The sequence below is a fragment of the Massilia cavernae genome (assembly GCF_003590855.1).
GTDB lineage: Bacteria > Pseudomonadota > Gammaproteobacteria > Burkholderiales > Burkholderiaceae_D > Telluria_A > Telluria_A cavernae.
Window position 1 is genome coordinate 1 of the sequence record NZ_QYUP01000002.1, and the last position, 13,907, is coordinate 13,907.

A 13,907-nucleotide genomic window follows, 5' to 3' on the forward strand; every position below is an offset into this window, starting at 1 on the left:
GCATCCAGCTGGCGCGCGGCTACCTGCGGCGGCCCGACCTGACGGCGGAAAAATTTATCCCCGATCCGTTCGGCGCGCCCGGCAGTCGCTTGTACCGCAGCGGCGACCTGGCCCGCTATCTGGCCGATGGCAATATCGAATTTCTGTCGCGCCTGGACCACCAGGTCAAGATCCGAGGCCTGCGCATCGAGCTGGGCGAGATCGAAGCGGCGCTGCTAGGCTGCGCCGGGGTACGCGCGGCCGTGGTCATGGCCGAGCCTGACGGCGCCGGCGCGCTGCGCCTGGTGGCCTACGTGGCCGGACCGGAGCAGGGCGCCTTGAACCGCGCGACCCTGCAGGCGCAGTTGCTGGCCAGTTTGCCGGACTATATGGTGCCGGCCCTGTATGTCGCGCTGGAGGCGCTGCCGCTCAACGCCAGCGGCAAGCTCGATCGTAAGGCGCTGGCCGCCGCACCTTCGGCCCCTGCTACGCCGGCCGCCGCAGCGCCCCTGGCCATCGGCGGCGCGGCGGCGCACCCGCCCACGCTGCAGGCGACGCTGGAGATCCTGCACAGCGTCATGCCCGGCACCGCGCTGGCGCCGCAGGACGACCTGTTCGCCAAGGGCCTGCATTCGATCGCCATGATGCGCTTTGTGGCCCAGTGCCGCGAACGCATGGGCGTCACCCTCAAGGTGCGCGACGTGTACAAGCTGTCGACGGCACACGCCATTGCCGAGGCGATCCAGGCGGCCAGGGCGGTGGCGCCATGAGGGACGTGCTGAACTTGCCGCAAGCGCGCACTGGGCCGGCGCCCCACCTGAGCGCGCCGAGCGCGCACGGCTGGTCGTTCTGGCGCGTGCTGGAATGCCGCACGGCCGGCTTCCCCGCGGCAGCCGTGCTGGGCTTTGCCGACCCCGACTGCGCCGCTGCCGCCGACGCCCTGGTGCGCGCCCGGAGCGACGCGCTGGATGCCTGGAACGGCGTGCGCGCCGGCGTCAAGGCACGCATCAAGGCGCTGCTGGACGACGTGCGCCATGACCCGTCCGCCAGTGCCCGCCACCAGCAACTGCAGCAAGAGATTCTGGCGTTGCGCGCCGACGCCAAGGCCATCGACCGGCGCCAGTTCAGCGAGGCGTTTTGTGCGCGCACGCCACTTCAGACCGTGCAGGCGCTGCGCGCTGCCGAAGCGGGCCGGCAGCTGGCCGCCGCGCGCTACGACGCCAGCGTGGCCACCGCCCAGCAGCGCAGCCGCGACTGCGCCAGCGCGTTTGCCCGCACGCCGCGCTTTGCCGAGGCGGTGACCTGGCAAAATCCGCTGGCGGCCCACAGCGCCGTTGCGCTGCTGGCGGCGCCGTCCAGCGACGGCGCCGGGGCTACCCGCCTGCGCCGCAGCGAGCAGCTGGTCGCCATGTATGCGCAGCGCTACTGCACCAAGAACGACACGATCGGCTTTTTCGGCCCGGTGGGCTGGGCCACTCTTGGCGACCAGCCGGAGCCGATCCGCTTTCACTGCGAACCGCACTTGCTGGCGCGCCGCAGCGTGTATTTCGAGGACTGGGCGATCCAGGCACTGGCCGCGCGGCTGTCGGCACGGCCCGCCCTGCGCCGGTGGTGCACCCCGCGGCGCATGCCGTATTTGCGCCTCGAAGGGGTGACCTTGCATCTGCAAACCGGCGCCGCCACGCGCCTGAGCCAGGAACAAGCGGCCGTGCTGGGCGCTTGCGACGGCCAGCTCACGGCCGCCGGGATCGCCGCTGCGCTGACGGCCAATCCCTTCCTCGACTTCGACAGCGCGGACGAGGTGTATGCCATCATGGAGGAGCTGGCCGCAAGCCAGCGCCTGGCCTGGGGCTTTGCCGTGTGCGCCAGCGACGCTTGGCCGGAACGCCATCTGCGCACCCAGCTGCAGGCCATCACCGACGACGCACAGCGCCTGCCGGCAGTGGCCGCGCTCGATGCGCTGGAAGCGGCGCGCGCCGCTCTGGCCGCCGCGGCCGGCGACGCCCGCGCCGTGGCCCGCGCATCCGAGCAGCTGGGCGAGGTATTCGAACAGGTCTGCGGCCTGCCCTCGAACCGCCGCGCCGGCGAAACCTACGGCGCTCGTACGCTCGCCTACGAAGACTGCCAACGCGCCATGAGCGTGCAGCTGGGCACGCAGCTGAGCGCACCGCTGCAGGCCGCGCTCGACCCGGTGCTGGCCAGCGCGCGCTGGTTCTGCTACCAGCTGGCGCAGGGCTTCGGGCTGGCTTTCGAGGCGATCTTCGACCGCCTCGCGCGCGCCGCCGGCGCGCTCGACTTCACCGCTTTCTGGGCCGACGCGCAGGTGCTTTTCTTCGGCAACGCGGCGTTCGATGCCAGCGCCATCCAGGCCCAGCTGTGGGCGCGCTGGGAAGCCATCCTGGCCGCGCCGGCGGGGGCGACTTGCATCCAGCACGACAGCGCCGCCGTCATGGGCGCCATCGGCGCCGCTTTCGACGTGCCGCACTGCGGCTGGCGCGCCGCTTGCCACCAAAGCCCGGACGTGATGATTGCCGCTGCCGACGTGGACGCCGTCACGCGCGGCGACTACCGCTTCGTGCTCGGCGAACTGCACTTGGGTCTGAACACGCTGATGAACCATTCCGCCGTCAACCAGTTCGACGAGCCTTGGCGCCTGCTGGCGATGCTGCGCGCCGATCGCGGCGCCCCACGCATCATGCCGTGCCTCTCGCGCGCCGGCACGCAGCAGCCGATCCGGGTTCAGACCGTACTGGAACCCGGGGTCGACGTCGAGCTGTGTTTTTCGCACGACGCGCGCCCGCTCGATCCGGCCAGCGCGCTCGATATCGGCGAGCTGGTAGTGCAGCGGGTGCAGGGCGGCGCCGCTCTGGTGGTGCAAACGCGCGACGGCGCGCGCAGCTTCGACCTGCTGGACGTATTCGGCGAGCTGCTGTCCGGTTTCGCCGCCGACAAATTCCGGCTGCTGGCCCCCGCGTCGTACCGCCCGCGCATCGCCATCGACCGCCTGGTGGTGCAGCGCCAGGCCTGGCGCTTCAGCTGCGCCGAGCTGCCCTTCGTGGCCTGCAAAGGCAGCGCTGCCGCGTTTCTGGAGGCGCGCAGCTGGCGCCTGGAGCGACAGCTGCCGCGCTGGGTGTTCGTCAAGACGCCATGGGAGCAGAAGCCCTTTTATCTCGACTTCGATAGCCCCCTGTACGTGTGGATGCTGGCGCGCCAGGTCCGCAACGCGCAGGACGGCGGGGTGGACCCAACGACCCTGATCGGCATGAGCGAAATGCTGCCGGCTCACAGCGAAGCCTGGCTGCCCGACGCCGATGGCCATACCTACACCAGCGAGTTGCGTATCGTGGCGATCCATGCCGACGATGCGAACGCGTTCACCCATCGAGCAGGAATGCCATGACCAAGCCAAACACGCACCAGACGCCAGAGGCGCCAAACACCCCGAGCGCGCCATTGCCGCCGGCCGCGCTGCGCTTCATCGTCAGCCGCGGGGTCAGCAGCCTGGGCACCACGCTGACCACGTTCGGCCTGAACGTCTGGGTGTTCCGCGAGACCGGGTCGTACGCGTGGTTCGCCTGGCTGGCCATCCTGGCGGCATTGCCCAGTTTGCTGTTCGCGCCGTTTGCCGGCGTGCTGGCAGACCGCTGGAATAAAAAGTCGCTGCTGCTGTCGTGCGACGTGGCCTCGATGCTGGCCATTTCGCTGGCCTTGCTGTGCCTGGGCGCCGGCAAGCTCAACCTGGCGGTGGTGGCACTGGTCACGCTGGTGCTGGCACTGGCATCGGAACTGCGCTGGTCGGCCCTGAGCGCGGCGATCTCGCTGGTGGTGCCGCGCGCCCATCTGGGCCGCATGAATAGCCTGCAGCAATCGTTCCGCGGCATCAGCGTCATGCTGGGGCCGGTGCTGGGCGCCGTGGGCCTGGATTACTTCGGGCTGGGCCCGCTGCTGGCGCTCGACGTGCTCAGCTACCTGATCGGCATCGTCGGGCTGCTGGGCGTGACCATCGCGGCCGCGCCGGCCGGCGCCGCGCCGGCCTACACCAGCTTCTGGCATGAACTGAGCTTCGGCTTTCGCTGGGTGTTCGCGCGCGCCGGCTTGCGCCGCCTGCTGCTGTTCTTCATGGCGATCAATATCGGAGTGGCCGTGTTCAGCGTGACGTTCGCCCCGTATGTCCTGTCGTTCGCCTCCAGCCACGTGCTCGGCACCAGCCTGGGCCTGCAAGGCGCCGGCGGGGTGGCCGCCGGCATGCTGCTGGCGCGCTGGCGCATGCCCGTCAGCGACCAGAACGCGATCGTCTGGGGCGCGCTGGCCTTTGGCCTGTGCATGGTGGGCTGGGGCCTGTGGCGCGCGCCGTGGATGCTGGGCGGCGCTGCCTGCGCCCTCGGCGTGCTCACCACCGTCATCATGGCGTCCAGCCAGACCGTGTGGCAGATGCACGTGCCGCCGGCCATTCAGGGCAAGGTGTTTGCCGTGCGCACCGTGCTCTCGTTCGGCCTGACGCCCCTGGCCATCCTGAGTTCCGTGCCGCTCGCCGGCACCGTGTTTGGCGCCCTGCTGGAGCGCTCCGGCATGCTGGCAGCGCTGTGGGGGCAGGGCGCCGGCGCGGCGATGGGCCTGATGGTATCGGCGCTGGGCCTTGGCGTGAGCTTGTGCGCCCTGGCGTTGCTGGCGGCCGGCGGCTTGCGGCTGGGGGCCGACAGCGGGGCCGATGCCGCATCGCCCGCCGCACCCGAACCGCAGCCTGCCAGCCGGCTGGCCGCCAAGTGAGGCCCCTCGTGACCAATCCAGAGACAACCATGACAGCAGCAATGACATCCGTTCCCCTGACCATCGCCCAGAATGGGCTGTGGTTCCTCAGCCAGGTCGACGAGCACACCAGCGCGTCCTACAACATGGTGTTCGCGTTCGAGTCGGCGCGCGCGCTCGACGCTGGGCTGATGCGCACGGCGCTGGCGCAGATGACGGCCCGGCACGAGGTGCTGCGCGCCGCTGTCCGGGCGCATGGGGGTATCGCTCAGCTGCAGGTGGCCGCGCCCGGCGCGGCGCTGGAGGTGCCGCTGTATTGCGTCTCCGGCAGCGTGCTTGAGGTGGCCCGGTCTGAGAGCGCGACGCCGCTCGACCTTGCGCGTCTGCCTTGCTACCGCGCGCTGCTGATCGAGGCGGGCGCCGGACAGCCCGGTGGCCTGGTGCTGTCGATCCCCCACCTGATCTTCGACGATGCTTCGGCCACTGCCTTCTTTGACGAACTGGCGCAGCGTTATTGCGCGCTGGCGCAGGACAGCTCTTTTCAGGCCGCGGCCGCCGGAGCGAGCTTGCACGACATCGTGCAGCGCGAGATGGCGTTCAGCGCCAGCCCCGCCGGACGCGCCGCCGTGTCAACGGTGGTGGCCCGCCTGCTCGGCATGCCCGACCGCCTGGCGTTGCCGCGCCGGCAAGCGGTCCGCGAATCGCTGCAGGCTTGCTCGGCTGCGAGCGCCAGCGTGATGCTGGCGCCGCAGGCGCTGGCGCAGGTGCACGCGCTGGCCCGGCGCATGCGCGTGACGCCGGCCGCCATGTATCTGGCCGCTTACCAAATCCTGCTGTCGCGTTACAGCGGCCAGAACGACTTCGGCATCGTCATGCCGGTGGCCAACCGGGGGGCGCCCGCCGTGCAGCACTGCCTGGCGTACCTGACCAACCTGTGTGTGGTGCGTGCCCATATCGATAACGCTCAAAGCGCCGGCGCGCTGGTGGCGTCGGTCCGCGACCAGTTGATGGATCTGCAGGACGAAAACGAAGTGCCATTCCCGCTCATCGCCAAGCAGTTGCGCCGCGCCGGGCAAGATGTGCGGGGGGCCCTGTCGCAGATCGGTTTTAGCTACCTGCGCAGCGGCCGGCATGGCTGGCAGTTTGGCGCCCACCACCTGCGCGTCGTCGAAGTGGCGCCGGCTTACCTGAAAAATGAATTCAAGCTCGACGTGCTGGAGTCGGAGCAGGGCGCGCGCTGCCTGTTCCTGTACGACCGCGACGGCTTCGAGCCGCCCCTGGTCGAACGCATGGCCGGCCATTACGTGGCGCTGCTGCAAGCGATCGCGGCCGATCCGGAGCGCCTGCTCAAGCACCTGCCGATGCTTGGCGCCGCCGAACAGGACCAGCTGCGCGCGTGGAGCGGCGCCGCCGTGCCCGCCGCCGACGGCGGCGGCGGCGTGCACCTGCTGTTCGAACAGCAGGCGGCGCGTACGCCGGGGGCGCGCGCGCTGCTGTGGGGCGCGCATTGCCTCAGTTACGGCGAACTTGACGCCCGCGCCAACCAATTGGCACATCACCTGCGCGCGCTGGGCGTGCTACCCGACACCCTGGTGGCGCTGTGCGTCGAACGCGGCCCCGAGATGGTGGTCGGCATGCTGGCCATCCTCAAGGCCGGCGCCGCCTATGTGCCGCTGGACCCGGACTATCCGCCCCAGCGCCTGGCCTACATGCTGGACGACTGCGCCGCCACCGTGCTGCTGACCGAGCAGCACCTGCAAGCGCGCCTGCCGCGAAGGCCGGCGCACACCGTGTGCCTGGACGCCGAGCGCGCCGCAATTGCCTGCCATCCGACTTACGCCACCGGTGTGGCCACGCTGGGGCAGCAGCTGGCCTACTGCATCTACACGTCCGGTTCCACCGGCCAGCCCAAGGGCGCCGTCAATACCCACGCCGGGGTGGCCAACCTGCTGCACTGGTATCGGCATGGTTCGGCCGGCCTGGGCCGGGCCGATCGGGTCATGCTGGCCAGTTCGCTCAGCTTCGACCTGACCCAGAAGAACATCCTCGGCACCCTGGCCGCCGGCGCGACCCTGATCATCCCGGACGGGCCAGCGTCCGACCCGGACAGCTTCCGGCGCGCGCTGCAACAGCACCAGCCGACCCACGTCAACTGCGCCCCGTCGGCCTGGCGCGCCTACGCCGCGGGCCTGACCAGCCATGGCGCGCTGCGCAGCGTGGTGCTGGGCGGCGAAGCCATCGACGCCGCGCTGGCGGCCGACTTGGCCGGCGCCGGCCTGGACCTGGTCAACTCCTACGGGCCAACCGAGTGCGCCGACGTAGCGCTGAGCTACCTGAACGCCGCCGCCGCGGCGCGCACCGACGTGCCGCTGGGCCGTCCCATCCCCGGCGTGCAGGTGTATATCGTCGACGGCGCCAACCAGCGCGTGCCGGCCGGCGTGGTTGGCGAAATCTGCATCGGCGGGGCAGGGGTGGCGCGCGGCTACTGGCGCCGTCCCGAGCTGACGGCCGAGCGCTTCGTGCCCGATCCGTTCGGCGCGCCCGGCAGCCGCATGTACCGCAGCGGCGACCTGGGGCGCTGGCTGGCCGATGGCAGCATTGCCTTTCTGGGGCGCCTGGACCATCAGGTCAAGCTGCGCGGCATGCGCATCGAGCCGGGCGAAATCGAAGCGGCGCTACTGCGCTGCCCCGGGGTGCGCCAAGCGCTGGTGATGGTACGTGAAGACCAGCCGGGCGAGCAAAAGCTGGTCGCCTACGTCACCCCGATCACGGGAGCCGGCGCGCCGCTGGAGCCGGCCGTCCTGCGCGCCCAGCTGGCCGACAGCCTGCCCGCCTACATGCTGCCCGGCGCATGGGTGGTACTGGACACGCTGCCGCTGAACCCCAACGGCAAGACCGACCGCGCCGCGTTGCCCGCGCCGGATGCAAGCCATCACGCCGCCGCGGTTACCTATGTGGCGCCGCGTAGCGCGCAGGAGCGGCGCGTGGCCGCCATCTGGGCCACGCTGCTCAAGCTGCCGCAAGTGGGCCTGCAGGATAACTTCTTCATGCTGGGCGGGCACTCGCTGCTGGCCGCCCAGGTGGTGGCGCAGGTGGAGGAACAACTGCGCGTGGCGGTGCCGATGCGTCTGCTGTTCGATGCGCCCACGCTGGCCGATTTTGCCCGCGCGCTCGACACGCTCGCTGCGCAGCCGGCCAGCATCGCCCCCCTCGGCGGCCCCATTCAACGCCAGGCCCGCGGCCGGGCGACACAGCAATCTCACTAACCTTATCAAGGACCCATTATGGACAACAGCGTTTTTATGGTCGTGATGAATCACGAAGAGCAGTACTCGATCTGGGCCGATGACAGCCCGCCGCCGGCCGGCTGGACGGCGCTTGGCGTCAAGGGCAGCAAGCAGGACTGCCTGGACTACATCCGCACGCACTGGGTCGACATGACGCCAGCGAGCCTGCGCCAGGCACTGGCAGGCTGACGCCACCCCGCAGCGACGATCTCATTGACAATGGACCCGACCATGACCGACCGCTTTTGCACGTCGTTTGCGCAGCAGCGCCTGCTGTTTTTGGATGACTACGAATCCGGCACCAGCTTGTATAACATTGCGGCCGCCTGGCGCCTGCAAGGCCCGCTCGACGGGGCGCTGCTCGAACGCAGTCTGAATCTGGTGGTGGACCGGCATGAATCGTTGCGCACCACGTTCGCGCCGGATGGGCCGGCCGGCGAGGGCGGCGCGCAGCTGATCGCCGCGCAACTGGCCGTGTCGATCCGCATGCACGACCTGTCGGCCTGCGCCGATCCGGAACAGCAGGCGCGCGCCATGGCGCAGGCCGAGGCCCGGCAAAGCTTCGACCTGGGGCGCGGACCGCTGCTGCGCGCGCAACTGCTTGCGCTGGGAGCGCAGCAGCACATTTTCCTGCTGACGCTGCACCACATCGTCAGCGACGGCTGGTCCATGGGCGTGCTGATGCGCGAATTGAGCCTGTGCTACCGCGCGCTGCACGCCGGGACCGCGCCAGCGCTGGCGCCGTTGCCCATCCAGTATGCCGACTTCGCCGTCTGGCAGCGCGACCATCTGCAGGGCGAACGCCTGCAAACCCAGCTGGCGTACTGGCAGCGCACGCTGGACGGCGCTGCGGCGCCGCTCGAGTTGCCCACCGACCGGCCCCGTCCCGCCGTGCTCACGCATCGGGGCGCAGCGGTCGATTTTGCGCTAGACGGCGCGCTCCATGAGCGCCTGCGCGCCCTGGCCGGGGCCGGCCGCGGCAGCACCTTCATGGTCGCCGCCGCAGCCTTGAACGTGCTGCTGCAGCGCTACACGGGGCAACGCGATATCTGCATTGGCTATCCTGTCGCCAACCGCAGCGCCCCCGATGTGCAGGGCCTGATCGGCTTGTTCGTCAACACGCTGGTGCTGCGCACGCGCATCGATGACGAACACACCTTCGCGGCGCTGCTGCAGCAGGTGCGCGACGCCGTGCTGGACGGTGACGCCCATCAGGGTGTGCCGTTCGAGCGCCTGGTGGAAGCCCTGCGTCCGGCGCGCCACCTGAACCGTACGCCGCTGTTCCAGGTCATGCTGTCGTTCTACGACGCCGGCGCCGAGGGCGGTCTCGACCTGCCCGGTCTGAGCAGCAGTATCGTGCCCGTCGCCAGCACCGGCGCCAAGTTCGATCTGTCGGTGGAGCTGATGGTGCGCGATGGCGCCTTGTACGGCGTACTCGAATACAACACCGACCTGTTCGACCATGCGACCATCGAACGCATTGCCGGCCACTACGCTGTCCTGCTGAACGCTGTCGCTGCCGATCCGTTGTGCGCGCTCAAGCACCTGCCGATGCTTGGCGCCGCCGAACAGGACCAGCTGCGCGCGTGGAGCGGCGCCGCCGTGCCCGCCGCCGGCGGCGGCGGCGGCGTGCACCTGCTGTTCGAACAGCAGGCGGCGCGTACGCCGGGGGCGCGCGCGCTGCTGTGGGGCGCGCATTGCCTCAGTTACGGCGAACTTGACGCCCGCGCCAACCAATTGGCACATCACCTGCGCGCGCTGGGCGTGCTACCCGACACCCTGGTGGCGCTGTGCGTCGAACGCGGCCCCGAGATGGTGGTCGGCATGCTGGCCATCCTCAAGGCCGGCGCCGCCTATGTGCCGCTGGACCCGGACTATCCGCCCCAGCGCCTGGCCTACATGCTGGACGACTGCGCCGCCACCGTGCTGCTGACCGAGCAGCACCTGCAAGCGCGCCTGCCGCGAAGGCCGGCGCACACCGTGTGCCTGGACGCCGAGCGCGCCGCAATTGCCTGCCATCCGACTTACGCCACCGGTGTGGCCACGCTGGGGCAGCAGCTGGCCTACTGCATCTACACGTCCGGTTCCACCGGCCAGCCCAAGGGCGCCGTCAATACCCACGCCGGGGTGGCCAACCTGCTGCACTGGTATCGGCATGGTTCGGCCGGCCTGGGCCGGGCCGATCGGGTCATGCTGGCCAGTTCGCTCAGCTTCGACCTGACCCAGAAGAACATCCTCGGCACCCTGGCCGCCGGCGCGACCCTGATCATCCCGGACGGGCCAGCGTCCGACCCGGACAGCTTCCGGCGCGCGCTGCAACAGCACCAGCCGACCCACGTCAACTGCGCCCCGTCGGCCTGGCGCGCCTACGCCGCGGGCCTGACCAGCCATGGCGCGCTGCGCAGCGTGGTGCTGGGCGGCGAAGCCATCGACGCCGCGCTGGCGGCCGACTTGGCCGGCGCCGGCCTGGACCTGGTCAACTCCTACGGGCCAACCGAGTGCGCCGACGTAGCGCTGAGCTACCTGAACGCCGCCGCCGCGGCGCGCACCGACGTGCCGCTGGGCCGTCCCATCCCCGGCGTGCAGGTGTATATCGTCGACGGCGCCAACCAGCGCGTGCCGGCCGGCGTGGTTGGCGAAATCTGCATCGGCGGGGCAGGGGTGGCGCGCGGCTACTGGCGCCGTCCCGAGCTGACGGCCGAGCGCTTCGTGCCCGATCCGTTCGGCGCGCCCGGCAGCCGCATGTACCGCAGCGGCGACCTGGGGCGCTGGCTGGCCGATGGCAGCATTGCCTTTCTGGGGCGCCTGGACCATCAGGTCAAGCTGCGCGGCATGCGCATCGAGCCGGGCGAAATCGAAGCGGCGCTACTGCGCTGCCCCGGGGTGCGCCAAGCGCTGGTGATGGTACGTGAAGACCAGCCGGGCGAGCAAAAGCTGGTCGCCTACGTCACCCCGATCACGGGAGCCGGCGCGCCGCTGGAGCCGGCCGTCCTGCGCGCCCAGCTGGCCGACAGCCTGCCCGCCTACATGCTGCCCGGCGCATGGGTGGTACTGGACACGCTGCCGCTGAACCCCAACGGCAAGACCGACCGCGCCGCGTTGCCCGCGCCGGATGCAAGCCATCACGCCGCCGCGGTTACCTATGTGGCGCCGCGTAGCGCGCAGGAGCGGCGCGTGGCCGCCATCTGGGCCACGCTGCTCAAGCTGCCGCAAGTGGGCCTGCAGGATAACTTCTTCGCGCTGGGCGGGCATTCGCTGCTGGCGGCCAAGGCGCTCGCGCAAATCCGCCAGCAGCTGGGCGTCGACATCGCCCTGAAGCGCTTTTTTGGTGCCTCCACGCTGTCCGATCTGGTCGCGGGGCTGGCTGGCGAGCCGGCCGCAGCGCCGCCTGCCATTGTGCGCGTCACGCGCAGCGATCCCGTTCCCGCCTCGTTCGCGCAGCAGGGGCTGTGGTTCCTCGACCAGTACCAGCCCGGCGGCGACGCCTATAACATTCCCAGCGCGTGGCGCATCCATGGCGCGCTCGACGCGGCCCTGCTCGAGCGCAGCCTGAACGCCGTCGTCGAACGCCACGAAGCGCTGCGCACCAGCTTTGCGCTCGAGCGCGGCACGCCGGTGCAGCGCATCGCCTCAGCCCTACCACTGGACCTGGCGCTGCTGGACCTGTCGGCGCGCCCCGATGCCGCGAGCGATGCGCGCCATCTGGTACGGCAGGAAGCGGCGCAGCCGTTCGATCTGGCGCGCGGGCCGTTGATCCGGACCCGCCTGCTCAAACTGGCCCAAGACGAGCATGTTTTCATGCTGACGCTGCACCACATCATCGCCGACGGCCGCTCGCTGGGCGTGCTGATGGACGAGCTGGGCGAACTGTACCGGGCCGGGCGCGCCGGCAGCGTGCCCGCCCTGGCGCCGCTGCCACTGCAATATGCCGACTTCGCCATGTGGCAGCGCGCCTACCTGCAAGGCGCGCGCCCGCAGGCGCAACTGGCGTACTGGCAGGCCACGCTGGGCGGCGCCGCCCCCGTGCTGGAGCTGCCGCTCGATCATCCCCGTCCCGCCGTGCTCACGCACCGCGGCGCAGCGGTGCAGTTCGATCTGGGCCCGGCGCTCACGGGGCGCATGCAGGCGCTGGCCCGCCAGCGCCGCGGCACGCTGTTCATGGTCGCCGCGGCGGCGTTCAATGCGCTGCTGCACCGGTATACGGGCCAGAGCGACGTGTGTATCGGCTACGGCGTGGCCAACCGCCAGCATCCCGGCCTGGACAGCCTGATCGGCTACTTCGTCAACACCCTGGTGCTGCGCACGGCGGTCGATGCAGCGCAATCGTTCGACGCGCTGCTGGGCCTGGTGCGCGACGCCGTGCTCGACGGCGACGCCCACCAGGATCTGCCCTTCGAGCGCGTGGTGGAAGCACTGCGTCCCGAGCGCCGGCCCGGCCATTCGCCCCTGTTCCAGGTCGCGCTGTCGTTCAATCATGGCGCCGGCGGCGTGATCGGCGTGCCGGGACTGACGTTCGAGCGCATCGACGGCGCCCTTGCCGTGGCCAAGTACGACCTGACGCTGGTGCTGGCCGAACGGGATGGCACCCTGGACGGGGCGATCGAATACAACACCGCGCTGTTCGAGCCGGCCACCATCGAGGGGATGGCCGCAAGTTACGTGGCGCTGCTGGAGGCGTTCGCGGCGCATCCGCAAACCGTGTTGCAGGATGTGGCGCTGCCCGATGCTGACCGGCGCCGCCAGGCGCTGCATGCACGCCTGCAGGCCGGCCCGCACGCCGCTGCCGCAGGCGCTCCCGCGTCGGAGGGCGGCGCGCCGCAGGGCGACCTGGAACAGGCGCTGGCGCAGATCTGGACGCAGGTGCTCGCGCGCGAGCAGATCGGCCGCAACGATAATTTCTTCGAGCTTGGGGGGCACTCGATGCTGGCCGTGGTGATGCTGGCCCTGGTGGGCGAGCTGGGTCATGCGGTGGAGCTGGCGCAGCTGTTCGCCAACCCGACCCTGCGCGGCTTGGCCGCGCTCATCGACGCGCCGCCCGCGCCGGTCTGCGCGCCCGTTTGCCTGGTGCCGCTGCGCGCCGGGGGCAGCTTGGCGCCCCTTTTCCTGGTGCAGCCGCACCAGGAAGAACTGGGGTATGCCAGCGCGGTGGCGGCGCAGCTGGACGCTGCCATTCCCCTGTACGGCCTGGCCGCGCCAGCCGGCGCGGTGGCGGCCGGCGGCATTGCCGCCATGGCGCAGGAATTCCTCGCAGCCATGCGCCACGTGCAACCGCAGGGGCCATACCGGCTGGCCGGCTGGTCGGCGGGCGGCACCATCGCGTATGAAATGGCGGCGCAGCTGCGCGCGGCGGGCGAACCGGTGGCGTTCCTGGGCCTGATCGACACCAGCCGCGAATATGGAACCGAATACCGGCGCTCGGCCGGGGCGGCCCACGCCGGCGCCCACGACTTCAGCGAGACGGACGCGATCTTGCTGACCCTGGCGGACGAGGTACCTGAGGCGGCCCGGGACCAGCTGCACGCGCTGGGCGCGTCCGGTGAGATCGACGCGATGCTGCTGCTGTGCCAACAACTGGGCGTGCTGCCCGCCGGTCAAGACGGCGCGGCCCTGCGCGCCCATCTGGCACGCCGGCGCGCCCTGATGGCAGCCCTGTACGGCTATGCGCCGGCGCCGCTGGACGTGCCGCTCACGCTGTTCATTGCCACCAACGAAGCGCGCACCAACGCCGACCTGGGCTGGGGCGCCATCGCTGGCGCGCAGCTGGACCCGGTGCGCCTGCCCGCCACGCACCAGGGCATCGTGCGCGCCCCGCATGCCGCCGCACTGTGCCGGGCGCTTGCCGCGCGCCTGGACACAGCGGCGCTGCGCGCGGCCTAGGAGCGAACCATGTCGATC

The 13,907-nt window shown here is 70.7% G+C and carries 6 protein-coding genes; all 6 read left to right on the top strand.

Annotated features, from left to right (window positions below; genetic code table 11):
* On the top strand, positions 1-749 hold a 749-nt coding region (locus tag D3872_RS00025; RefSeq protein ID WP_147373744.1), incomplete at its 5' end, for a non-ribosomal peptide synthetase.
* Positions 746-3,379 (top strand): lantibiotic dehydratase, encoded by a 2,634-nt coding sequence (locus D3872_RS00030; RefSeq protein WP_119808875.1) that lies wholly within the window; start codon positions 746-748, stop codon positions 3,377-3,379. The genes D3872_RS00025 and D3872_RS00030, both read left to right, overlap by 4 nt.
* A complete protein-coding gene (locus tag D3872_RS00035) occupies positions 3,376-4,746 on the top strand; it encodes an MFS transporter (protein ID WP_119808876.1) in 1,371 nt (456 codons plus the stop codon). The genes D3872_RS00030 and D3872_RS00035 overlap by 4 nt, the downstream gene beginning before the upstream one ends.
* 41 nt (positions 4,747-4,787) lie before the next feature.
* Positions 4,788-7,991 carry a non-ribosomal peptide synthetase gene (locus D3872_RS00040; RefSeq protein WP_182915617.1) on the top strand — a complete coding sequence of 1,068 codons (3,204 nt, stop codon included), beginning with the start codon at positions 4,788-4,790 and terminating at the stop codon, positions 7,989-7,991.
* 18 nt (positions 7,992-8,009) lie between these two features.
* Positions 8,010-8,201, top strand: coding sequence for an MbtH family protein (locus tag D3872_RS00045; RefSeq protein WP_119808878.1), 192 nt, complete (start codon positions 8,010-8,012; stop codon positions 8,199-8,201).
* A 42-nt stretch (positions 8,202-8,243) separates the two neighbouring features.
* On the top strand, positions 8,244-13,889 hold the full coding sequence (locus tag D3872_RS00050; protein WP_182915618.1) for a non-ribosomal peptide synthetase: 5,646 nt from the start codon (positions 8,244-8,246) through the stop codon (positions 13,887-13,889).
* Positions 13,890-13,907: the final 18 nt, after the last annotated feature.

What these genes read in the sequence shown, in the direction of transcription:
- D3872_RS00030 (WP_119808875.1), top strand. Translation starts at nt 746, where the DNA reads ATGAGGGACGTGCTGAACTTGCCGCAAGCGCGCACTGGGCCGGCGCCC.
- D3872_RS00040 (WP_182915617.1), top strand. Translation starts at nt 4,788, where the DNA reads ATGACATCCGTTCCCCTGACCATCGCCCAGAATGGGCTGTGGTTCCTC.
- D3872_RS00050 (WP_182915618.1), top strand. Translation starts at nt 8,244, where the DNA reads ATGACCGACCGCTTTTGCACGTCGTTTGCGCAGCAGCGCCTGCTGTTT.
- D3872_RS00045 (WP_119808878.1), top strand. Translation starts at nt 8,010, where the DNA reads ATGGACAACAGCGTTTTTATGGTCGTGATGAATCACGAAGAGCAGTAC.
- D3872_RS00035 (WP_119808876.1), top strand. Translation starts at nt 3,376, where the DNA reads ATGACCAAGCCAAACACGCACCAGACGCCAGAGGCGCCAAACACCCCG.